This is a genomic window from Streptomyces djakartensis, assembly GCF_014651075.1.
GTDB classification, from domain to species: domain Bacteria; phylum Actinomycetota; class Actinomycetes; order Streptomycetales; family Streptomycetaceae; genus Streptomyces; species Streptomyces djakartensis.
Genome location: NZ_BMWE01000022.1, coordinates 20,280 through 42,359, shown reverse-complemented (window position 1 = coordinate 42,359; position 22,080 = coordinate 20,280). Strand labels below are relative to the sequence as shown.

Here is a 22,080-nt window from a genome sequence, read left to right as displayed (position 1 = left end):
AGCCCCCAGGGTGGTGCGCTCGGCGACGCGCGCCCCGGAATGCGTCGCTGCACCTGCTCCTGGTTGTCCCGTGTCAAGTGAATCGCGCGGAGGCGTACATGAGTTCATTCGAAGGGGTGGCGAATGGTGGCGTTTCCGTGTGAGACGTGGCTGGACGGGTGATCGTAGGATTACTTTGTGTGCACGAGTCCTGGGGGCACATGCGCTCGTGGGTATGCCGGAGGCAAGTCGGTATTCCGTTCGAAGGGCTACAAGGGCCGGACGGAGGGGCTTGCGACCCGGCATGCTGATAGGGCTTGGCGCACTCGGCGGCAAGTGGTCCAGGGATGGGGGCGTTCCAGTGAGCGGCAACGGCGGAAGCGGGACGAACGCTGTGAGCGCGACGCACGCTGACAAGCGCCCGAACGAGCTGCTCACCTCCTGGTTCGTACGCAGCGGCTGGTCCAAGGGTGAGCTCGCCCGCCAGGTCAACCGCCGGGCGCGCCAGCTGGGCGCCAACCACATCTCCACGGACACCTCGCGCGTGCGCCGCTGGCTCGACGGCGAGAACCCCCGCGAGCCGATCCCCAGAATCCTCTCCGAGCTGTTCTCGGAGCGTTTCGGCGTCGTCGTCTCCGTCGAGGACCTGGGCCTGCGCACCGCGCGCCAGTCACCCTCCGCGACCGGCGTCGACCTGCCGTGGACGGGCCCGCAGACGGTGGCCCACCTCAGCGAGTTCTCGCGCAGCGACCTGATGCTGGCGCGGCGCGGCTTCCTCGGGAGCTCGCTGGCCCTGTCCGCGGGCCCGGCCCTCATCGAGCCCATGCAGCGCTGGCTCGTGCCCTCGCCCCCCGCCCCGCGGCCGGAACCCGAGCCCGCGTCCGGCTCCGCCGGGCGGGCCCGCGGCCGGCTCTCCAAGCCGGAGCTGGACCTGCTGGAGTCCACGACGGTGATGTTCCGGCAGTGGGACGCCCAGTGCGGCGGCGGCCTGCGCCGCAAGGCGGTCGTCGGCCAGCTGCACGAGGTGACGGACCTGCTCCAGGAGCCCCAGCCGGAGTCCACCACCCGGCGGCTGTTCAAGGTCGCCGCCGAACTCGCCGAGCTGGCCGGCTGGATGTCGTACGACATCGGGCTCCAGCCGACGGCCCAGAAGTACTTCGTCCTCGCCCTGCACGCCGCGAAGGAGGCCGGCGACCGGCCCCTCGGGTCCTATGTGCTGTCCAGCATGAGCCGCCAGATGATCCACCTCGGGCGGCCCGACGACGCGCTGGAGCTGATCCACCTCGCCCAGTACGGCAGCCGGGACTGCGCCGGTCCGCGCACCCAGTCGATGCTGTATGCGATGGAGGCCCGCGCCTACGCCAACATGGGCCAGCCCGGCAAGTGCAAGCGCGCGGTCCGGATGGCGGAGGACACCTTCGCCGAGGCCGACGAGTGGGACGAGCCCGACCCCGACTGGATCCGCTTCTTCTCCGAGGCCGAGCTGTACGGCGAGAACTCCCACTCCTACCGCGACCTGGCCTATGTCGCCGGCCGCAGCCCGACGTACGCCTCGCTGGCCGAGCCCCTCATGGACCGGGCCGTGAAGCTCTTCGCCGAGGACGGCGAGCACCAGCGGTCCTACGCGCTGAACCTGATCGGCATGGCCACGGTCCATCTGCTCCGGCGCGAGCCCGAGCAGAGCACGGTCTTCGCCGCCCAGGCCATGCAGGTGGCCAAGAAGGTCCGCTCCGAGCGGGTCAACACCCGTATCCGAAAGACCGTCGACACGGCCGCGCGCGACTTCGGCGACCTCGGCGAGGTCGTCGACCTCACCGAGCGGCTCGCCGCCGAACTGCCCGAAACCGCGGAGGCGGTCTGAGAAGCCGCACGACCCGCTGGACCCCGGCCGCGGCCGGCCCTCCCGAACTGCCCGACTCGGCTCCCCCCATGCCAGGTCATCGGAAGGCCGACCGCGGCCGGCCTGTGCGGCCCCCGAGGCGGTGCGGGCCGAAGGTTGCGCCACGATAACGATCGGCGCGCCCGCAATCCGGCAGTTCATCGACGCGTAACACAGAACGCGCCTTCGTCACGGCGGCGAAACAACGAGGGGCTTCCACCGAAACGGCGCTGCGCCAATCTCGTGGCGCATAACCGGCCCACCCCTCAATCCGCTCGAGGCTTCGCCCGCACGGGGCCGTACCAACGACGAGGAGACGCCGATGGCACCAGCCATCACCCTGGCCGCAGAGGCGCCCAAGCTGTCTGCCGCCAACACAGGGTTCATGCTCATCTGTTCCGCCCTGGTGATGCTCATGACTCCGGGTCTCGCCTTCTTCTACGGAGGCATGGTCCGCGTCAAGAGCACCCTGAACATGCTGATGATGAGCTTCATCAGCCTCGGGATCGTCACCATCCTGTGGGTGCTGTACGGCTTCTCCATGGCGTTCGGCACCGACTCCGGCAGCCTGATCGGCTGGAACTCGGACTGGGTCGGCCTCACCGGGGTCGACAAGGGCGAGCTCTGGGGCACCTACAACATCCCGCTGCTTGCCTTCATGGTCTTCCAGCTGATGTTCGCGATCATCACGCCCGCCCTGATCAGCGGTGCCCTCGCGGACCGCGTGAAGTTCTCCGCCTGGGCGCTGTTCATCGCGCTGTGGGCCACGATCGTCTACTTCCCCGTCGCCCACTGGGTCTGGGGTGAGGGCGGCTGGGCCTTCGACATGGGCGTGATCGACTTCGCCGGTGGTACGGCGGTCCACATCAACGCGGGCGCCGCCGCGCTCGGCGTGATCCTCGTGATCGGCAAGCGCGTCGGCTTCAAGAAGGACCCGATGCGCCCGCACAGCCTCCCGCTGGTGATGCTCGGCGCCGGTCTGCTGTGGTTCGGCTGGTTCGGCTTCAACGCGGGTTCGTGGCTCGGCAACGACGACGGCGTCGGCACCCTGATGTTCGTCAACACGCAGATCGCCACCGCCGCCGCCATGCTGGCCTGGCTCGCCTACGAGAAGATCCGCCACGGCGCGTTCACCACACTGGGCGCCGCCTCCGGCGCGGTCGCCGGCCTGGTCGCCATCACCCCGGCCGGTGGCTCGGTCACCCCGATGGGAGCGATCGCCGTCGGCGCCATCGCCGGTGTCCTGTGCGCCATGGCCGTCGGCCTGAAGTACAAGTTCGGCTTCGACGACTCGCTCGACGTCGTCGGTGTCCACCTCGTCGGTGGTGTCGTCGGCTCCGTCCTGATCGGCTTCTTCGCCAGCGGTAAGGGCCAGTCCGAGGCCACGGGCGTCTTCTACGGCGACCACAAGTTCGACCAGCTGTGGAAGCAGCTCGCCGGTGTCGGCGGCGTACTCGCCTACTCGCTGATCGTCTCGGCGATCCTCGCCTTCGTCATCCACAAGACGATCGGTATGCGAGTCTCCGAGGACGAGGAAGTCACCGGCATCGACCAGGCCGAGCACGCCGAGACCGCATACGACTTCAGTGGCGCCGGTGGCGGCGCCGCCAAGACGGCCGTCACGGCCCCGGTCGCCGCAGCCGCGAGCAAGAAGGTGGACGCATGAAGCTCATCACCGCCGTTGTGAAGCCGCACCGGCTCGACGAGATCAAGGAGGCCCTGCAGGCCTTCGGAGTGCACGGACTGACGGTCACCGAGGCCAGCGGCTACGGCCGCCAGCGGGGCCACACCGAGGTCTACCGCGGCGCCGAGTACACCGTCGACCTGGTCCCCAAGATCCGCATCGAGGTCCTGGTCGAGGACGACGACGCCGAACAGCTCATCGACGTCGTGGTCAAGGCCGCCCGCACCGGCAAGATCGGTGACGGCAAGGTCTGGTCCATCCCGGTCGAGACGGCCGTCCGGGTCCGGACCGGCGAGCGCGGCCCCGACGCGCTCTGACACACAAGAACAGGAGTCGCTGGGTGACGGGTACGGACATGCACAAGGAAGCAGAGGACTCGGGACCCAGCGGCTACGCGGCGGCCCGGCTGCGTCTCCTCACGGAGGAGGCGCGGTCCGGGCCGCCGCGCCGTGCTGCCCTGGCCGAGCTGACGGACGACTGGCTCACCGGCCTGTTCGCCTCGGGTGCCGAGGGACTGCGCGGAGCCTCCCTGGTCGCCGTCGGCGGCTACGGACGCGGCGAGCTGTCCCCGCGCAGCGACCTCGACCTGCTCCTGCTGCACGACGGCAGCGACCCCAAGGCCGTCGCCGCCCTCGCCGACCGGCTCTGGTACCCCGTGTGGGACCTGGGTCTGGCCCTCGACCACTCCGTCCGCACCCCCGCCGAGGCCCGCAAGACCGCCACCGAGGACCTCAAGGTCCAGCTCGGTCTGCTGGACGCCCGGCACCTCGCCGGCGACCTGGGCCTCACCTCGGGGCTGCGTACGGCCGTGCTGGCCGACTGGCGCAACCAGGCGCCCAGACGCCTCTCCGAACTCCAGGAGCTGTGCGCCGAACGCGCCGAGCGGCAGGGCGAGCTGCAGTACCTGCTGGAGCCGGACCTGAAGGAGGCCCGGGGCGGCCTGCGCGACGCCACCGCCCTGCGTGCCGTCGCCGCCTCCTGGCTCGCCGACGCTCCGCGCGAAGGCCTCGCCGACGCCCGTCGCCGGCTCCTCGACGTACGGGACGCCCTGCACCTGACCACGGGGCGCGCGACCGACCGGCTCGCCCTCCAGGAGCAGGACCAGGTGGCCACCGAGCTCGGCCTGCTCGACGCGGACGCCCTGCTGCGGCAGGTGTACGAGGCGGCGCGGGTCGTCTCGTACGCCAGTGACGTCACCTGGCGCGAGGTGGGGCGCGTGCTGCGGTCGCGCGCCGTGCGGCCCCGGCTTCGCGCCATGTTGGGCGGCGGGAAAACGGCCCCCGAACGTTCTCCGCTCGCCGAGGGCGTGGTGGAGCAGGACGGTGAGGTGGTGCTCGCCCGTGCCGCGCGTCCCGAACGCGACCCCGTGCTGCCGCTGCGGGCCGCTGCCGCCGCGGCGCAGGCCGGACTCCCGCTCTCCCTGCACGCCGTACGGCGCCTGGCCGCCACCGTGCGCCCGGTGCCCACCCCCTGGCCCGCCGAGGCACGCGAGCAACTCGTCACCCTGCTCGGCTCCGGCCGCCCGACCATCGAGGTCTGGGAGGCCCTGGAGGCCGAAGGCCTGATCACGCGCCTCCTCCCGGACTGGGAGCGGGTGCGCTGCCGTCCGCAGCGCAACGCCGTGCACCTGTGGACCGTCGACCGGCACCTGATCGAGACCGCCGTGCGCGCCTCCGAGTTCACCCGCCGGGTCAGCCGCCCCGACCTGCTGCTGGTCGCCGCGCTGCTGCACGACATCGGCAAGGGCTGGCCCGGCGACCACTCGGTGGCCGGTGAGATCATCGCCAAGGACGTCGCCGCCCGCATCGGCTTCGACCGCCACGACGTGACGGTCGTCGCCACCCTCGTCCGGCACCACCTGCTGCTCGTCGACACGGCCACCCGGCGTGACCTGGAGGACCCGGCCACCGTGCGCTCGGTCGCCGAGGCCGTCGGCTCCCAGGGCACCCTGGAGCTGCTGCACGCGCTCACCGAGGCCGACGCCCTGGCCACCGGCCCGGCCGCCTGGTCGGCCTGGCGCGCCTCGCTCGTCGCCGAGCTGGTCCAGCGGGTCTCGGCGGTGCTCGCCGGGGACGTCCCGGACGAGCCCGAGGAGGCCGCGCCCACCACCGAGCAGGAGCGGCTCGCCATCGAGGCGGTCGCGACCGGCAGCCCGGTGCTCGCCCTGCGGGCCCAGACCGAGCCGTCCGCCGGGCAGGAGCCGTCCGGTGAGCCGGAGCCGCTCGGAGTGGAGCTGCTGATCGCCGTCCCCGACCAGCCGGGCGTGCTGCCCGCGGTGGCCGGGATCCTCGCCATGCACCGGCTGACCGTACGGACCGCCGAGCTGCGGTCCCTGACCCTGCCGGACGGTGTCGACGGGTCCGTGCTGCTGCTGGACTGGCGGGTCGCCGCCGAGTACGGCTCGCTGCCGCAGGCCGCCCGGCTGCGCGCGGACCTCGTCCGGGCGCTGGACGGTTCCCTGGACATCGCCGGCCGCCTCGCCGAGCGGGACGCGGCCTACCCGCGCCGCCGGGGCGTGGTGGCCCCGCCACCCCGGGTGTCGGTCCACCCGGCCGCCTCCCGGCTGGCCACCGTCATCGAGGTCCGCTCCCAGGACGCCCCGGGGCTGCTCTTCCGCATCGGCCGCGCCCTGGAGGACGCGAGCGTGCGGGTGCGCAGCGCGCACGTCTCGACCCTCGGCGCCAACGCCGTGGACGCCTTCTACGTGACCGGTCCGAAGGGCGCCCCTCTGCCCGGGGACGAGGCCGAGTCGGTGGCGCGGAAGCTGGAGGAGACACTGCGGGGGTGATGCCGACCCGGCGACTTGTCACGCCGGGATACCCTGGAGGGCGATTCCCCAGTCTGTCTCCGACCCCGAGGACCGCGAGCGCCGTGTTCGATACTCTTTCCGATCGCCTCTCAGCGACCTTCAAGAACCTGCGCGGCAAGGGACGGCTCTCCGAGGCGGACATCGACGCCACGGCTCGTGAGATCCGGATCGCTCTGCTCGAAGCCGACGTCGCCCTGCCGGTCGTCCGCGCGTTCATCAAGAACGTCAAGGAGCGTGCCCTCGGTGCCGAGGTCAGCAGGGCGCTGAACCCGGCCCAGCAGGTCCTGAAGATCGTCAACGAGGAACTGGTCACCATCCTCGGCGGTGAGACCCGGCGGCTGCGCTTCGCCAAGCAGCCGCCCACCGTGATCATGCTGGCCGGTCTGCAGGGTGCCGGTAAGACCACCCTCGCGGGCAAGCTCGGCCGCTGGCTGAAGGAGCAGGGCCACTCGCCGCTGCTGGTCGCCTGTGACCTCCAGCGCCCGAACGCCGTCAACCAGCTCAGCGTCGTCGCCGAGCGCGCGGGCGTCGCCGTCTACGCGCCGGAGCCGGGCAACGGCGTCGGTGACCCGGTCAAGGTCGCCAAGGACTCCATCGAGCACGCCCGGTCCAAGGTCCACGACATCGTGATCGTGGACACCGCCGGCCGCCTCGGCATCGACCAGGAGATGATGCAGCAGGCCGCGGACATCCGCGACGCGGTCAGCCCCGACGAGATCCTGTTCGTCGTCGACGCGATGATCGGCCAGGACGCCGTCAACACCGCCGAGGCCTTCCGCGACGGCGTCGGCTTCGACGGCGTGGTGCTCTCCAAGCTCGACGGTGACGCCCGCGGTGGCGCGGCCCTGTCGATCCGGCAGATCACCGGCAAGCCGATCATGTTCGCGTCGAACGGCGAGAAGCTCGACGACTTCGACGCCTTCCACCCGGACCGGATGGCCTCCCGCATCCTCGACATGGGTGACCTGCTCACCCTGATCGAGCAGGCGGAGAAGACCTTCGACCAGGCCGAAGCCCAGAAGATGGCGGAGAAGCTGGCCTCCAGGAAGGGCCAGGACTTCACCCTCGACGACTTCCTGGCCCAGATGGAGCAGGTCAGGAAGATGGGCTCCATCTCCAAGCTGCTCGGCATGCTCCCGGGCATGGGCCAGATGAAGGACCAGATCAACAACCTCGACGAGCGGGACGTCGACCGCACGGCGGCCATCATCAAGTCGATGACCCCGGCCGAGCGCCAGGAGCCGACGATCATCAACGGCTCGCGCCGCGCCCGTATCGCCAAGGGCTCGGGCGTCGAGGTCAGCGCGGTGAAGAACCTCGTCGAGCGGTTCTTCGAGGCCCGCAAGATGATGTCCCGGATGGCCCAGGGCGGCGGCATGCCCGGGATGCCCGGGATGCCGGGCATGGGCGGTGGCCCCGGCCGGACGAAGAAGAAGCAGAAGCAGGCCAAGGGCAAGCAGCGCTCCGGCAACCCGATGAAGCGCAAGCAGCAGGAGCAGGAGGCCGCCGCCCGCCGCGCGGCCGCCGCCGAGGGCGCCGGCGCCTTCGGCCTGCCGCAGCAGGGCGGCAAGGACTTCGAACTCCCCGACGAATTCAAGAAGTTCATGGGCTGACGGCCCGTTTCTCACGGCCCGGGGCGCCCCCTCGTGAAAGGGGAGGCGCCCTCAGTCGTGCCCCGGCCCGTCAGGACCTGGATGTCACGGGGTCCGGGCGATCAGGTAGCGGAACACGTTCGGCATCCACACCGTGCCGTCCTGACGCTGGTGGGGATGGAGAGCCTCGGTCAGTTCCTTGTCCACCTGGACCTGGTCCGTCGCCGTCATCGCCGCGTCGAAGAGACCGGTCGACTTCAGCCCGCGCCGCGCGCTGTCCACGTCGGCGTACCCGAAGGGGCACGCCACCCGGCCGGAGCCGTCCGGCCTGAGCCCCGCCCGCTGGGCGACGTCCTCCAGGTCGTCGCGCAGAGCCGGCCGCCAGCTGCCCGTGTTGCGCAGCGGTTCCGCCAGCTTGGTGGCCACCCGCAGCACCGACGCCGTGGCGCACCGCTCCGGCGGGCCCCAGCCGGCCAGCACCACGGCCGCTCCGCGCTCGGCCAGCGGCGTGGCCTCCGCGAGCAGCCCGCCCAGCCCCTCCGAGTCGCCGGCGAGGCACCCGATCGGCTCGAACGCGGTCACCAGGGTGTAGGCGGGAGCGCCCGGTTCCTCGGCGTCCCGGGGCGATCCGTCGATCAGCCGGGTGTGCGCACGGGTGTCCGCGCCCCCCGCCTCGGGCAGCAGTCGCTCCCGTGCCAGGGTCATTCGTTCGTGGGAAGCGTCGACACCGGTGACCGCCGCTCCCCGGGCGGCGGCCATCAGCAGGGCGAGTCCGGAACCGCAGCCGAGGCCGAGCAGCCGGGTTGCGGGACCCACGTCCAGTCGCTCGTAGACGGCCTCGTAGAGCGGAACCAGCATCCGCTCCTGGATCTCGGACCAGTCACGCGCGCGTGCACGCAGGTCCACGCGGGGTGCTGTCCCCGCGTGAGGCAGGTGCTGCCGCACGAGCGTAGGTGTCATAAGTAAGCGCCCCAATCCGCCGAGAGTTGCCTCTTGCCCGATTACATGGCCCCCGTGACAGTGCGCTCGCACTACCCCCGTATGCCAGGAAACTCCCCCCTCGACCTGTCGTCCAGTGGAATGCGGCAGGGCTTGCGAGATGTCATGTGCCGGTGGCGAGATTTCACATTCCGGCAACGTGGGCGGTGGCATCCCGCTGTGACGAGGGTGCCGGTCCCCCCGGGCGGACGATTTCCCGCGCTGGCCGGAATCCGGGTCCACGTCGAGGAGGACGACCAGGGACGCTGCCGAGACAGTCCCGTCAGCGCCGCGAGTGCCGTACGGCCCGGGTGTCGGAGGCCGTCGAGGTGGCCACCGGCGGCGGCCGGGCGCGCATCCCGTGGGCCACGCTCGGCGAGGAGGGCGAGGTCAAGCCGGCCGATCACGCGGTGGCCTACGGTGTCTGGTCGCCGAGGACGGGTCGGTGCCGGACGCCGCCGACGCACCCGGTAACGTCGCGGTCGTCGCAGGCGCTTACTGAGTGCGGCTCCAGGCGGCCGAAACGCCTCTTGCGTACCCGCGGACCTCCTGTACCCCGGCGTGCGTGCACTGCGTACGCGCCGGATCGTACGCGGGGCTACGCACCACCTTGTGGTGAGCTGTGAGGCTTCTCCGCAGATCAGCGCACCCGCCCTCGTCCGCACGCATCAGAGGCAACTGACGGGTACGTGCAAATTATTTGGGATGCCCCGGAATCGGAACACTGGGGCACCCAGGCTCGTTGTCATTACGTGAGCACGACACAGACACCACCTGTTCTCGCCGCAGAGCTGGCACAGGCGTGGGCCGACATTCAGCGGTACCACCCCGAGCTGCCCGACCTTGCGGCGCCAGAGTCCCTGATCGGGGAGTCGTCGTCCGCGTGCGGTCACGAACTCTCCTTCGAGCGACTGCTCCATGAGGCAGTCCATGGCGTCGCCGCCGCGCGCGGCGTCCGCGACACCTCCCGCGCCGGCCGCTACCACAACCGCAGATTCCTCGCGATCGCCGAGGAGCTGGGCCTGGACCACCCCGAGGAACCGCACCCCAGCAGCGGCTTCTCCCTGGTCACGCTCACCCCCGAGGCGAAGCGCCGCTACCGCCCGACGATCGAACGCCTCCAGCGCGCGCTGAAGGCCCACACGGCCGCGACCTCCTCCGACACCTCCCGCACCTTCCGGGGCCCGGCCGCCCGCCACGGCTCCTCCGGCGGCGGCGTGCGGGTCAAGGCGGTCTGCGACTGCGGCCGCAACGTCCGCGTCGTCCCTTCGGTCCTCGCCCAGGCCCCCATCGTCTGCGGCGGCTGCGGCAAGCCGTTCCGGATCCCGGACGTGGTCGGAGCGGTGGCGAGCTGACGTTCGCACCGGCATCTCGTGGCTGCCGGTCGACGACATGAGGCGGGGTGGGCACCCGACGTACCTCCACCTCTGCGCCGGGTGCCGCTCAGCCATGCCCGCACAGCGGCCGGGCACCCCTGGCCCGAAGCGGCCCGCAGGGTATGGCACAATGGCTAGCTGTACTCGACAGCCGCACAGGACCCCTCTCTCCTCCGGCTGACGCGTCCATCGGGCACTCGGGTACCGCAACCCCACGCGGCTTCTCTCGCCGTGCCCAACCACGTCAAATCCAGGAGAACCCACTCCCGTGGCAGTCAAGATCAAGCTGAAGCGTCTGGGCAAGATCCGTTCGCCTCACTACCGCATCGTCGTCGCCGACTCCCGCACCCGCCGTGACGGCCGGGCCATCGAGGAGATCGGCAAGTACCACCCGACGTACAACCCGTCGGTGATCGAGGTCGACGCCGAGCGTGTGGCGTACTGGCTCGGTGTCGGCGCCCAGCCGACCGAGCCCGTGATGGCCATCCTCAAGAAGACCGGCGACTGGCAGAAGTTCAAGGGCGAGCCCGCCCCGGCTCCGCTGCTGACGCAGCCGGAGAAGGCCGCGCGCCCGTCGTTCGAGGCCATCGGCGGCGAGGACGAGGGCAAGGGTGAGGCGATCACCCAGAAGAAGAAGGCTGAGAAGAAGGACGAGGCCGCCGCTGAGTCCGCTTCGACCGAGGCCTGAGCATGCTCGAGGAGGCTCTCGAGCACCTCGTGAAGGGCATCGTCGACAACCCTGACGATGTGCAGGTCGCCTCGCGCAACCTGCGCCGCGGACGGGTGCTCGAGGTCCGGGTCCACCCGGACGACCTCGGCAAGGTGATCGGCCGCAACGGCCGCACCGCACGCGCCCTGCGCACCGTCGTGGGCGCCATCGGTGGTCGCGGCGTCCGCGTCGACCTCGTCGACGTGGACCACGTCCGCTGACGCTTATCGCAACCGGCTCGGGCCGGGGAGGGCCCTCAGGGCCGTCCCCGGCCCGTAGTCGTATGACAGGAGATCGCACACGTGCAGCTGGTAGTCGCCCGGATCGGCCGTGCCCATGGAATCAAGGGTGAGGTCACCGTCGAGGTACGGACCGACGAGCCGGAACTCAGGCTCGCACCCGGCGCCGTACTCGCCACCGATCCCGCCTCGGCGGGACCGCTCACCATCGAGACCGGCCGCGTCCACAGCGGCCGCCTCCTGCTGCGCTTCGAGGGCGTCAGCGACCGCACCGGCGCCGAGGCCCTGCGCAACACCCTCCTGATCGCCGAGATCGACCCCGACGAGCTGCCCGAGGGCGAGGACGAGTACTACGACCACCAGCTCATCGACCTCGACGTGATCACCGCGGACGGCACGCAGGTCGGCCGGATCACGGAGATCTCGCACCTGCCCACCCAGGACCTGTTCATCGTCGAGCGCCCCGACGGCAGCGAGGTGCTGATCCCCTTCGTCGAGGAGATCGTCAGCGAGATCGACCTGGAGGAGCAGAGGGCCGTCATCACCCCGCCGCCGGGCCTGATCGACGACCGCGCGGAGATCGCCTCCAGCCGGGACGAGTCGTAATGCGCCTCGACGTCGTCACGATCTTCCCCGAGTACCTGGAACCGCTGAACGTCTCCCTCGTCGGCAAGGCGCGCGCGCGTGGACAGCTCGATGTCCACGTCCACGATCTGCGCGCCTGGACGTACGACCGGCACAACACCGTCGACGACACCCCGTACGGCGGCGGCCCGGGCATGGTCATGAAGACCGGGCCCTGGGGAGACGCGCTCGACTCCGTCCTGGCCGACGGCTACGAGACCGGCTCCCGCGAACCGGCCCTGATCGTGCCGACCCCGAGCGGCCGCCCCTTCACCCAGGAGCTCGCCGTCCACCTCTCCGAGCGCCCCTGGCTGATCTTCACGCCGGCCCGCTACGAGGGCATCGACCGGCGCGTCGTCGACGAGTACGCGACCCGGATGCCGGTGTACGAGGTGTCCATCGGCGACTACGTCCTGGCCGGAGGCGAGGCGGCCGTCCTGGTCGTCACGGAGGCCGTGGCGCGGCTGCTGCCCGGCGTCCTGGGCAATGCCGAGTCCCACCGGGACGACTCCTTCGCGCCCGGCGCGATGGCCAACCTGCTGGAGGGGCCCGTCTACACCAAGCCGCCCGAGTGGCGCGGCCGGGACATCCCCGACGTGCTGCTCAGCGGCCACCACGGCAAGATCGCCCGCTGGCGCCGGGACGAGGCCCTCAAGCGCACCACCGCCCACCGCCCCGACCTCATCGAGCGGTGCGATCCCAAGGCCTTCGACAAGAAGGACCGCGAGATGCTCTCCATCCTGGGCTGGGCGCCGGACCCGGCGGGGGAGCCGTACGGCCGATTTTGGCGCAGGACCGACGGCGTGGAAGAATAGCCAGCTGTTGTGCGTCCGTCCGGCGTGCGCCCCTGCCACAGGGGGAGACGACGCCCGCCCCGACCCGCACAGCCCTGATTCCGAAAAACCTAGTTTCCGTTGATGACCTGTGGCATCAGCGAGGAAAGCAGACGACATGTCTCACCTGCTCGACACCGTCGACTCCGCGTCGCTGCGCAGCGACGTCCCCGCCTTCCGCCCGGGCGACACCGTCAACGTGCACGTCCGCGTCATCGAGGGCAACCGCTCCCGTGTGCAGCAGTTCAAGGGCGTCGTGATCCGCCGCCAGGGCGCCGGCGTGCGCGAGACCTTCACGGTCCGCAAGGTCTCCTTCTCCGTCGGCGTCGAGCGCACCTTCCCGGTGCACACCCCGATCGTGGAGAAGATCGAGCTCGTCACCAAGGGTGACGTCCGCCGCGCCAAGCTGTACTACCTGCGCGAGCTGCGCGGCAAGGCCGCGAAGATCAAGGAGAAGCGCGAGAGCTGAGCGCTCTCCGGGGTTCACCTCGGGGCCGGATAGCATCTGGCTCCGATGGACACCGAAGCACAGCCGACGGAGCGCGACCGCTCCTCCCGCCCTTCCGGCTCCGAGGACCCCTCGGAGGCCAGGGGGCCGGAGGAACGGTCGCGTTTCGCGTTGTCGCGGGCCGCCGAGTGGATTCCCGGCGGCCGGATCACGCTGACCCTGCTGACCTGCCTGCTGTTTCTGCTGCTGCTGTCCGCGTTCGTGCTGCGGCCGTTCCAGATCCCCAGCGGATCCATGGAGCGGGCATTGAGGATCGGGGACCGGGTTCTCGTAAATAAGTTGGCATACCGTTTCGGTGCCCAGCCGCAGCGGGGAGACATCGTCGTGTTCGACGGGACCGGGCACTTCGGGCACGCGGACTACGTCAAACGCGTTGTAGGCGTGGGGGAAGACCACGTGGTCTGCTGCGACAAGGAGGGGAGGATCCAGGTGAACGGCCGGCCGGTCGACGAGTCGGGCTTGCTGTACCCCGGCGACAGCCCGTCCGCGGTGCCCTTCGACGTCGTCGTGCCCGACGGCGCCCTGTTCGTCCTCGGCGACCACCGCAGCCGGTCCAGCGACTCCCGCGACCACCTCGGCTCCCCCGGTGGCGGCATGGTCCCGGTCGGCGACGTGATCGGCCGCGCCGACGGGATCGTATGGCCCCCCGGTCACGCCACGCGCCTGCACCGCCCCGACACCTATGCGCGCGTGCCCGCCGCCCGAAGGGCGGGCGCCCATGGGTAACCGCGGCAAACCGCGCGGCGTCCCCGCCGGCCCTGCGGAGAACCTGCTGCCCACCGGCGCCCGGCGCACCTCCTCCCCGGCCGGCGGCCGGACGCGCGCCGAGCGGCGCAAGCTCCAGCGCAAGGTCAAGCGGCGCCGCAGGCGCGGTGCCGTCAAGGAGATACCCCTCCTCGTCGGCGTCGCCGTCCTCATAGCCCTCGTGCTGAAGACGTTCCTCGTCCAGGCCTTCGTGATCCCCTCCGGCTCCATGGAGCAGACGATCCAGATCGGCGACCGCGTGCTGGTCGACAAGCTCACCCCGTGGTTCGGTTCCAAGCCGCAGCGCGGGGACGTCGTCGTCTTCAAGGACCCCGGCGGCTGGCTCCAGGACGAGCAGACCACGCCGCAGCAGGAGGACCCGGTCGTCGTCAAACAGGTCAAGGAAGGGCTCGCCTTCATCGGTCTGCTGCCGTCCGACAACGAGAAGGACCTCATCAAGCGGGTCGTCGGCGTCGGCGGCGACCGCGTCAAGTGCTGCGACGCGCAGGGACGCGTGACGGTCAACGGCGTCCCGCTGAACGAGGACTACCTGTACCCCGGCGCCGCGCCGTCCGACACTCCGTTCGACATCACTGTCCCTCAGGGGCGGCTGTGGGTGATGGGCGACCACCGCAACAACTCCGCCGACTCCCGTGTGCACCAGGACACCGACAGCGGCACTGTCTCCGAGGACGAGGTGGTGGGACGGGCCATGGTCATCGCCTGGCCACTCGGTCACTGGACCACCTTGGAAGAGCCCCAGACCTACGCGCCCGTGTCCGACTCGAGCGCCGGGTCGACCGCCGCTTCCCGGCTGTCGCATAGGGTTGCTCCTGACGATCCGAACGGAACGATCCAACTCCCGAGCCCTGCGGAACTCCCGCTCGTTATGGGAGTGGTGGGCCTGCGCCGCACATGGGGCAGGCGGCGGCAGAGAGTGAGGAGTTGGTGTGGGGGATGTGGCGGTCGGCGCACGGTCCGGACACGACGGCGAGGAGCACCGCGAAGGCCCGGCGCAATCCGACGTCCCGGCCGCGGACAGCGCCGTGACCCCCGGGAATGACGCCGGGGCAACAGCCGAGGACGACAGGGTGACGGGCGAGCACACGACAGCCGATGACCAGGGGCCGGGTGGCGCGGCCCGAACCCCGAAGAAGCCGCGCTCCTTCTGGAAGGAGCTGCCGATCCTGATCGTTATCGCGCTGGTGCTGGCGCTGCTGATCAAGACGTTCCTGGTGCAGGCGTTCTCCATCCCCTCCGACTCGATGCAGAACACCCTCCAGCAGGGCGACCGTGTCCTGGTCGACAAGCTCACCCCGTGGTTCGGCTCGGAGCCCGAGCGCGGAGAGGTGGTCGTCTTCCACGACCCCGGCAACTGGCTCAGGGGCGAGCCGACGCCCGATCCCAACGCCATGCAGACGTTCCTCAGCTGGATCGGCCTGATGCCGTCGGTTGAGGAGAAGGACCTCATCAAGCGGGTGATCGGGGTCGGCGGAGACACGGTCGAGTGCAAGGGAACCGGCCCGCTGAAGGTCAACGGCAAGGCGCTGGACGAACCGTACGTCTACCCCGGCAACACGCCCTGTTCGGTCGACGACTCGGGCGGTCAGTTCAAGGTGAAGGTTCCGCAGGGGTACGTCTGGGTCATGGGCGACCACCGGCAGAACTCACGCGACTCGCGCTACAACCAGGGCGAGAAGTACCACGGAATGGTCCCGGTCAAGGAGGTCGTCGGACGCGCCATCGTGAAGGCATGGCCGATCGACCGCTGGGGGACGCTGCCCGTGCCCGACACCTTCGACCAGAGCGGGCTCATCCCCTGAGCGTCCGCCGCCACGGCACGATGAGATCCCGGACAGACGAGAGGTCCCGCTCTCAGGGTCCCGCCGCGCTCTCCTCACCCGGGTGACCAAGCCACAAAGATCAGCCATGTTCGAAAAAAGATTGCGCCACCAGGTGCGCTCCCCTACTCTCTGATCTTGTCCGAGCGATGAAGATCGTATGAATCTTGGGGGGATCATGAAGAAGTTCAGGCTGGCAGGGGCGCTGACCGGTGCGGTCGCGTTGGTGGGGCTCGCCGGTTCGCCGGCCCTGGCGGGGACGGACGTGACGGTCTACGGGCCGAGCTTCAAGGCGGGGTGTTCGAATGCTTCCGCCGGACACTTCGCGTCGTACGGTGAGGTGTTCACCGTGTACGACAAGTGCGCGGACGGCTGGGCCGCGGTCGTGAAGGTGGATGTCGCGCCGTACAAGCCGGACGGCGGCTACGACTTCCTCATCTGGAACCCCAACTCGGCCGACGGCTCCCCGGTGACCGTCAACAAGAGCTACGACGAGGGCACCGGCGTCTGCATGCAGGCCGGCTCGGGCGAGTACTCCAGCGGGCAGACGGGCTCGAACGCGTGGGGCCCGTGGAGCTGCGGCTCGGCCTGATGCCCTTGGGTGGGCAGCGGCGGCCTGTCGGCCGTGACCGAGCCCACCGGTTCAAAGGCACCGACGCGGGGCCCGGGGGCGGAGCCGATCTGTTTCGCCGCTCCCGGGGCCCGCTCTGTTCAACCTATGGAATCCAGCTGAGCGTGGGGGGCGTTGTGAAGGGTTTGCGGTGGGCGGGGACGCTGACCGGTGCGGTCGCGTTGGTGGGGCTCGCCGGTTCGCCGGCCCTCGCGGGGACGGATGTCACGGTCTACGGGCCGAGCTTCAAGGCGGGGTGTTCGAATGCTTCCGCCGGACACTTCGCGTCGTACGGTGAGGTGTTCACCGTGTACGACAAGTGCGCGGACGGCTGGGCCGCGGTCGTGAAGGTGGATGTCGCGCCCTACCAGTCGAACGGCGGCTACGACTTCTCCATCTGGAACCCCAATTCGGCCGACGGCTCCCCGGTGACCGTCAACAAGAGCTACGACGAGGGCACCGGCGTCTGCATGCAGGCGGGAGCGGGCGAGTACCGCAGCGGGGAGTGGGGCTACTTCGGCCCCTGGAGTTGCGGTACGGCCTGATTTTCCCATTCGAAACGCACCGTGAACGCGGCGGCCGCCCGGGATCCGAGATCCAGGGGCGGCCGCCGCGCTTTCGTCGTGGCATGATCGGGCGCCCCGGGCGGGCTGCTTTCTGGTGGTACCGACAGGTAGGGTGCGGCTCCATGGGTGGTGAGAGCGCGATGCGTACGGCCCCGCTCGGCAGTGGGAGCACAGGAGCGGCACCGGTCGGGACCCGGCTCGGGCAGCGGCTGTCCGGACTGATGGTGGGGCTGGGCCTCGTGCTGTTCCTCGGGGGTTTCGCCTGGGGAGCGGTGGCCTACCGGCCGTACACCGTGCCCACCGGTTCGATGACGCCGACGATCGACGCGGGCGACCGGATCCTCGCGCAGCGCGTCGGCGGAGGCGAGGTGCGGCGCGGTGACGTCGTCGTCTTCAAGGACGCGACCTGGGGTGACACACCGATGGTCAAGCGCGTGGTCGCCATCGGCGGTGACACGGTCTCCTGCTGCCAGGACGGCAAGCTCAAGGTCAACGACAAGGAGATCGACGAGCCCTATCTGCCCGCGGGCGAGCCGGCCGAGATCACCGACTTCCCGACCGTGACCGTCCCCAAGGGCCGGCTGTTCCTGCTCGGTGACGAGCGCGGCAGCTCCCTTGACTCCACCGCCCACCTGACCGACGCCGCCAGCGGCACCGTGGCGCGCTCCGCCGTCGACGCGCGCGTGGACGCCGTGGTCTACCCCATGAACGGCATGCTTCCGCGCCCCACCGGCTTCGAGGCCCTCGGCACCCTGTCGTCGCCCGGACCGCTGCGGACGATCACCGCCGCGGTGATCGTCGGCGCCGTGCTCGTCCTCGCCGGGGGCGCCTACGGCCCCATCGCCAAGCGCACGGGCGCGGCCCGGGCCCGGGGGGCGAACGCGGAGCCCGACAGGTGAGCGCTGAGACCGGGCGGGCGGGCCGGGACACCCACGAGGGCGGTCTGCGCAAGGTCGCACGGGTGGTGCTGCTCGACCCGCAGGACCGCATCCTGCTGCTGCACGGGCACGAGCCGGACGATCCGGCCGACACCTGGTGGTTCACCCCCGGCGGCGGAGTGGAGGGCGCCGAGACCCGTGAAGAGGCCGCCCTGCGGGAACTCGTCGAGGAGACGGGCATCACCGAGGTCGAGCTCGGTCCGGTGCTGTGGCGGCGGATGTGCTCCTTCCCGTTCGCGGGGCGCCGCTGGGACCAGGACGAGTGGTACTACCTGGCTCGTACGGACCGTACGACGATCGAGGCGACGGGCCTGACCGACCTGGAACGGCGCAGCGTCGCCGGAGCGCGCTGGTGGACGTGTGCGGAACTGAGCCGGGCACATGAGACGGTGTATCCGACCAGACTCGCCGGGCTGCTGCGCACGCTGCTCGACGAAGGTCCCCCGGCCAGGCCCGTGATCCTTGACCCGGAAATCGTCTGAGGGCTCGCGGGACTGGCGCACAATGGGGGGATCGCACGGCTGAAGGGGAACATGCCATGAGCGCCGAGGACCTCGAGAAGTACGAGACCGAGATGGAGCTGAAGCTCTACCGGGAGTACCGCGATGTCGTCGGTCTGTTCAAATACGTGATCGAGACCGAGCGGCGTTTCTACCTGACCAACGACTACGAGATGCAGGTGCACTCGGTCCAGGGTGAGGTGTTCTTCGAGGTGTCCATGGCGGACGCCTGGGTGTGGGACATGTACCGGCCGGCGCGGTTCGTGAAGCAGGTACGGGTCCTGACGTTCAAGGACGTGAACATCGAAGAGCTCAACAAGAGCGATCTCGAGCTGCCGAGCGGGTGAGGTCACCCGAGTGGGTGACCGAGTTGTCCACAACCGCTGAGCCGTCCACCAAGATCCACTCCTTGGGGGCGGGCGCGTGATCGTTGGCACCGGAGGTGGTGCCGACGTGAACGCACATCGGGCGCGCAGCGCAATGGGCAGGTACGGCGAAGGGCTGGCCGCGAAGCTGCTGGCCGAGGCCGGGATGACGGTCCTGGAGCGCAACTGGCGCTCCGGTCGCACCGGGGAGATCGACATCGTGGCCAGGGACGGGGACGTCCTGGTCATCTGCGAGGTGAAGACCCGCCGGGCGGGCCCCTTCGAGCATCCTATGGCGGCCGTGACCCCGCGGAAGGCGGAGCGGCTGCGGGATCTCGCCGAGCGGTGGATCCAGACCCACGGGGGCGCACCGCCCGGTGGGGTCCGCATCGACGTGGTCGGGGTGCTGCTGCCGAGCCGTGGCGCGGCCGTCGTCGAACACGTGCGAGGGGTGGCCTGATGGGATTCGCCCGTACGTGTTCGGTGGCGCTCGTGGGCGTCGAGGGCGTGGTCGTCGAGGTCCAGGCCGACCTCGAACCGGGCGTCGCGGCGTTCACGCTGGTGGGGCTGCCGGACAAGAGCCTTACGGAGAGCCGGGACCGGGTGCGTGCCGCGGTCGTCAACTCGGGAGCGGCCTGGCCGCAGAAAAAACTGACGGTCGGCCTGAGCCCGGCCTCCGTCCCCAAGAGCGGCAGCGGCTTCGACCTGGCCGTCGCCGCGGCGGTCCTCGGCGCGGCGGAACGTGTCGACCCCCGGGTCCTGGCCGACATCGTGATGATCGGCGAACTCGGGCTGGACGGGCGGGTACGGCCGGTGCGAGGGGTGTTGCCGGCGGTGCTGGCGGCGGCCGACGCGGGCTACGAACAGGTCGTGGTACCGGAATGCGCCGCCGCCGAGGCGTCCCTCGTCCCCGGGGTGTCGGTGCTGGGCGTGCGGAGCCTGCGGCAGCTGATCGCCATCCTGGCCGACGAGCCCGTGCCGGACGAGGAGCAGGACGGGCCGGGGCGCCCGGACCCGCTCCTGGCCGGTCTGCGCATGCCGGGCACAGGCGCGGCCACCGGCATGCACAGCGCCGGCGCGGCCCAGCAGGACCACGGCCACGACCTGGCGGACGTCGTAGGGCAGACCTCCGCGCGCACGGCGGTGGAGGTGGCCGCGGCCGGAGGCCACCACCTTTTCCTGGAGGGGCCTCCCGGCGCAGGCAAGACGATGCTCGCCGAGCGGCTGCCCGCCATCCTGCCCCCACTCGGCCGGCAGGAGTCCCTGGAGGTCACCGCGGTCCACTCGGTGGCGGGCCTGCTGCCCCCGGGCAAGCCCCTGATCGACGTCGCTCCCTACTGTGCTCCGCACCACTCGGCCACGATGCAGGCTCTCGTCGGCGGCGGCCCGGGCATCGCGCGGCCCGGCGCGGTCTCGCTGTCCCACCGAGGAGTGCTGTTCCTGGATGAGACGCCCGAATTCGGCAGCCGGGCGCTGGACGCCCTGCGCCAGCCGCTGGAGGCGGGGCATGTCGTCATCGCGCGCAGTGCAGGAGTGGTGCGCTTCCCGGCCAAGTTCCTCATGGTGCTGGCGGCCAACCCCTGCCCGTGCGGCCGGTTCTCCCCGCGGGGCGACCTGTGCGAGTGCCCGCCCTCGGCCATCCGCCGCTACCAGGCCAGGCTCTCCGGACCGCTGCTGGACCGGGTCGACCTGCGAGTCGAGGTGGATCGCGTCACGCGTACCGAGCTGACCTCCCGGGGGGCACGGGGTGAGTCCACCGCGACGGTCGCCGACCGGGTGCTGGCGGCCCGGGAACGGTCCGCGGAGCGCCTGGCCGGCACCCCGTGGCACACCAACAGCGAGGTGCCCGGCCGCGAGCTGCGCAGCCGCTGGTTCGCCGCGTCCGGAGCCATGGACGAGGCCGAGCGGAGCCTGGAGCGAGGGGTCCTGACCGCCCGCGGCCTCGATCGGGTCCTGCGCGTGGCCTGGACCGTCGCCGATCTCGTCGGTCACGACCGGCCCGACGCGACGGACGTGACCCTCGCGCTCCAGCTGCGCACCGGAGTGCCGAGGGGCGTCCCCATGGCCATCGGAGCCCTGACATGAGCGTCACCGGCGAGCCGGACGACGAACTGCTCACCCGCGTCTTCCTCACCCGGGTCATCGAGCCCGGGGACGAGGCCGGCGGCCGGTGGGTGCGCGAGCTCGGGGTGCGGGAGGTGGCCCGGCGGTTGCGGGAGGGCGGGCTGCCGCTGCCCGGGGTGAGCGGCAAGCGGTGGCAGGGGCTGCTGGCCAGGGCCGAGGCGGCTCGGCCGCGCGAGGACCTCGCCGCCGCGCAGCACGCCGGGGTCCGGTTCGTCCGCCCCGGGAGCGCGGAGTGGCCGGGGCAGCTCGACGACCTGGGGGATGCCCGGCCCCTCGGGCTGTGGGTGCGGGGGCGGGCCAGTCTGCGGATATGGGCGCTGAGGTCCGTCGCCGTCGTGGGGGCCCGGGCCTGCACCGAGTACGGGGCGCACATGGCGGCGACCCTCGCCGCAGGCCTCGCCGAGCAGGGCTGGGTCGTGGTTTCGGGCGGCGCCTACGGGATCGACGGCGCGGCCCACCGCGGTGCCCTCGGCGCGGGCGGCGCCACCGTCGCCGTCCTCGCCTGCGGCGTGGACCGGCCCTACCCGCGCGGGCACACCCAGCTGATCACCAGGATCGCCGATCAGGGGCTCGTCATCGGTGAGTTGCCGCCCGGGGACCACCCGACGCCGAGCCGCTTCATCCTGCGGAACCGGGTGATCGCCGCCCTCACCCGCGGCACCGTGGTCGTCGAGGCCGCCCGCCGCAGCGGCTCCCTGGTCACGGCGCGGGCGGCACAGCGCCTCGGCCGTCACACGATGGGCGTACCGGGCCCCGCCACGAGCGGGCTGTCCGCCGGGGTCCACGAGCTGCTGCGCGGGGAGGCGACCCTGGTCACCGACGTGGCGGACGTCGTCGAACTGGTGGGGGACATCGGGCAGCTGGCCCCCGACCGGAGCGGTCCCGTCCTGCCCCGGGACCTGCTGGAACCGGCCACCCGGCAAGTGCTCGCCGCACTGCCGGCCCGCCGGGCGGCGCGGCCGGACGAGGTGGCCCGCAGCGCGCAGACCACACCGGACGACGCGATCGCGAGGCTGTACGAACTCCGCGCACTCGGTTACGTCGAACGACACGACGACGGCTGGAAGTTGACACGCCAGGCGATGATGTCGGTCCGCGGCGGCCCGGGACCACCCTGACCGCACCTGTTCGGCCGTCCGGGGGAACCCCGACATGCCTTGGAAATGCGCCCAGTTGGGGTTC

Annotated in this window: 23 protein-coding genes and 1 pseudogene; 23 read left to right on the top strand and 1 reads right to left on the bottom strand. The window is 71.1% G+C overall.

Annotated elements, in window-relative coordinates:
* Positions 1 to 340: 340 nt before the first annotated feature.
* The 5 genes from nsdA (at position 341) to ffh (ending at position 7,964) form a co-directional block, all read left to right on the top strand.
* On the top strand, positions 341 to 1,840 hold the full coding sequence (gene nsdA, locus IE212_RS29055; protein ID WP_190200944.1) for a transcriptional repressor NsdA: 1,500 nt from the start codon (positions 341 to 343) through the stop codon (positions 1,838 to 1,840).
* Positions 1,841 to 2,180: 340 nt separating this feature from the next.
* Entirely contained in the window at positions 2,181 to 3,524 is a 1,344-nt protein-coding gene (locus tag IE212_RS29050) for an ammonium transporter (RefSeq protein ID WP_190200943.1), read from the top strand.
* Positions 3,521 to 3,859 carry a P-II family nitrogen regulator gene (locus IE212_RS29045; RefSeq protein WP_030231663.1) on the top strand — a complete coding sequence of 113 codons (339 nt, stop codon included), beginning with the start codon at positions 3,521 to 3,523 and terminating at the stop codon, positions 3,857 to 3,859. Before IE212_RS29050 ends, IE212_RS29045 begins: the two co-directional genes overlap by 4 nt.
* A 23-nt stretch (positions 3,860 to 3,882) precedes the next feature.
* On the top strand, positions 3,883 to 6,330 hold the full coding sequence (locus IE212_RS29040; RefSeq protein ID WP_190200942.1) for a [protein-PII] uridylyltransferase: 2,448 nt from the start codon (positions 3,883 to 3,885) through the stop codon (positions 6,328 to 6,330).
* Positions 6,331 to 6,413: 83 nt separating this feature from the next.
* Entirely contained in the window at positions 6,414 to 7,964 is a 1,551-nt protein-coding gene (gene ffh / locus IE212_RS29035) for a signal recognition particle protein (RefSeq protein WP_190200941.1), read from the top strand.
* A gap of 84 nt (positions 7,965 to 8,048) precedes the next feature.
* Here the strand turns inward: ffh and IE212_RS29030 are convergent, their stop codons facing one another.
* Positions 8,049 to 8,903 (bottom strand): methyltransferase domain-containing protein, encoded by an 855-nt coding sequence (locus IE212_RS29030; RefSeq protein ID WP_190200940.1) that lies wholly within the window; start codon positions 8,901 to 8,903, stop codon positions 8,049 to 8,051.
* 219 nt (positions 8,904 to 9,122) lie between these two features.
* Here IE212_RS29030 and IE212_RS35190 point away from each other — a divergent pair.
* The 18 genes and pseudogenes from IE212_RS35190 to dprA form a co-directional block, all read left to right on the top strand.
* Positions 9,123 to 9,423 (top strand): annotated as a pseudogene (locus tag IE212_RS35190) (proline--tRNA ligase); the annotation flags it as partial.
* 250 nt (positions 9,424 to 9,673) lie between these two features.
* Positions 9,674 to 10,276, top strand: coding sequence for a hypothetical protein (locus IE212_RS29025; protein WP_190200939.1), 603 nt, complete (start codon positions 9,674 to 9,676; stop codon positions 10,274 to 10,276).
* A gap of 289 nt (positions 10,277 to 10,565) precedes the next feature.
* Entirely contained in the window at positions 10,566 to 10,985 is a 420-nt protein-coding gene (rpsP, locus tag IE212_RS29020) for a 30S ribosomal protein S16 (protein WP_033313156.1), read from the top strand.
* A 2-nt stretch (positions 10,986 to 10,987) separates the two neighbouring features.
* The gene (locus IE212_RS29015; protein ID WP_003973401.1) at positions 10,988 to 11,227 is read left to right on the top strand and encodes an RNA-binding protein; all 240 of its coding nucleotides are present in this window, start codon (positions 10,988 to 10,990) and stop codon (positions 11,225 to 11,227) included.
* An 81-nt stretch (positions 11,228 to 11,308) separates the two neighbouring features.
* Positions 11,309 to 11,851 carry a ribosome maturation factor RimM gene (rimM, locus tag IE212_RS29010; protein WP_190200938.1) on the top strand — a complete coding sequence of 181 codons (543 nt, stop codon included), beginning with the start codon at positions 11,309 to 11,311 and terminating at the stop codon, positions 11,849 to 11,851.
* The gene (gene trmD, locus IE212_RS29005; protein WP_190200937.1) at positions 11,851 to 12,684 is read left to right on the top strand and encodes a tRNA (guanosine(37)-N1)-methyltransferase TrmD; all 834 of its coding nucleotides are present in this window, start codon (positions 11,851 to 11,853) and stop codon (positions 12,682 to 12,684) included. The genes rimM and trmD overlap by 1 nt, the downstream gene beginning before the upstream one ends.
* A 136-nt stretch (positions 12,685 to 12,820) precedes the next feature.
* On the top strand, positions 12,821 to 13,171 hold the full coding sequence (gene rplS, locus IE212_RS29000) for a 50S ribosomal protein L19 (RefSeq protein ID WP_053668736.1): 351 nt from the start codon (positions 12,821 to 12,823) through the stop codon (positions 13,169 to 13,171).
* A 45-nt stretch (positions 13,172 to 13,216) separates the two neighbouring features.
* On the top strand, positions 13,217 to 13,936 hold the full coding sequence (lepB, locus tag IE212_RS28995) for a signal peptidase I (protein WP_190200936.1): 720 nt from the start codon (positions 13,217 to 13,219) through the stop codon (positions 13,934 to 13,936).
* A complete protein-coding gene (gene lepB, locus IE212_RS28990) occupies positions 13,929 to 15,017 on the top strand; it encodes a signal peptidase I (protein WP_190200935.1) in 1,089 nt (362 codons plus the stop codon). Before lepB (IE212_RS28995) ends, lepB (IE212_RS28990) begins: the two co-directional genes overlap by 8 nt.
* Positions 14,905 to 15,777 (top strand): signal peptidase I, encoded by an 873-nt coding sequence (gene lepB / locus IE212_RS28985; protein WP_190200934.1) that lies wholly within the window; start codon positions 14,905 to 14,907, stop codon positions 15,775 to 15,777. The genes lepB (IE212_RS28990) and lepB (IE212_RS28985) overlap by 113 nt, the downstream gene beginning before the upstream one ends.
* Positions 15,778 to 15,973: 196 nt before the next feature.
* Positions 15,974 to 16,387, top strand: coding sequence for a hypothetical protein (locus IE212_RS28980; RefSeq protein WP_190200933.1), 414 nt, complete (start codon positions 15,974 to 15,976; stop codon positions 16,385 to 16,387).
* Positions 16,388 to 16,530: 143 nt separating this feature from the next.
* The gene (locus IE212_RS28975) at positions 16,531 to 16,950 is read left to right on the top strand and encodes a hypothetical protein (protein ID WP_190200932.1); all 420 of its coding nucleotides are present in this window, start codon (positions 16,531 to 16,533) and stop codon (positions 16,948 to 16,950) included.
* 143 nt (positions 16,951 to 17,093) lie between these two features.
* The gene (lepB, locus tag IE212_RS28970; RefSeq protein WP_190200931.1) at positions 17,094 to 17,870 is read left to right on the top strand and encodes a signal peptidase I; all 777 of its coding nucleotides are present in this window, start codon (positions 17,094 to 17,096) and stop codon (positions 17,868 to 17,870) included.
* Positions 17,867 to 18,391 carry an NUDIX hydrolase gene (locus IE212_RS28965; RefSeq protein ID WP_190200930.1) on the top strand — a complete coding sequence of 175 codons (525 nt, stop codon included), beginning with the start codon at positions 17,867 to 17,869 and terminating at the stop codon, positions 18,389 to 18,391. Before lepB (IE212_RS28970) ends, IE212_RS28965 begins: the two co-directional genes overlap by 4 nt.
* A gap of 56 nt (positions 18,392 to 18,447) precedes the next feature.
* Positions 18,448 to 18,756 carry a DUF2469 domain-containing protein gene (locus IE212_RS28960; protein ID WP_003993268.1) on the top strand — a complete coding sequence of 103 codons (309 nt, stop codon included), beginning with the start codon at positions 18,448 to 18,450 and terminating at the stop codon, positions 18,754 to 18,756.
* Positions 18,757 to 18,832: 76 nt separating this feature from the next.
* Complete coding sequence (locus tag IE212_RS28955; protein ID WP_190200929.1) at positions 18,833 to 19,234, top strand: YraN family protein; 402 nt, start codon at positions 18,833 to 18,835, stop codon at positions 19,232 to 19,234.
* Positions 19,234 to 20,859 (top strand): YifB family Mg chelatase-like AAA ATPase, encoded by a 1,626-nt coding sequence (locus IE212_RS28950; protein WP_190200928.1) that lies wholly within the window; start codon positions 19,234 to 19,236, stop codon positions 20,857 to 20,859. The genes IE212_RS28955 and IE212_RS28950 overlap by 1 nt, the downstream gene beginning before the upstream one ends.
* Entirely contained in the window at positions 20,856 to 22,016 is a 1,161-nt protein-coding gene (gene dprA / locus IE212_RS28945) for a DNA-processing protein DprA (RefSeq protein ID WP_190200927.1), read from the top strand. The genes IE212_RS28950 and dprA overlap by 4 nt, the downstream gene beginning before the upstream one ends.
* Positions 22,017 to 22,080: the final 64 nt, after the last annotated feature.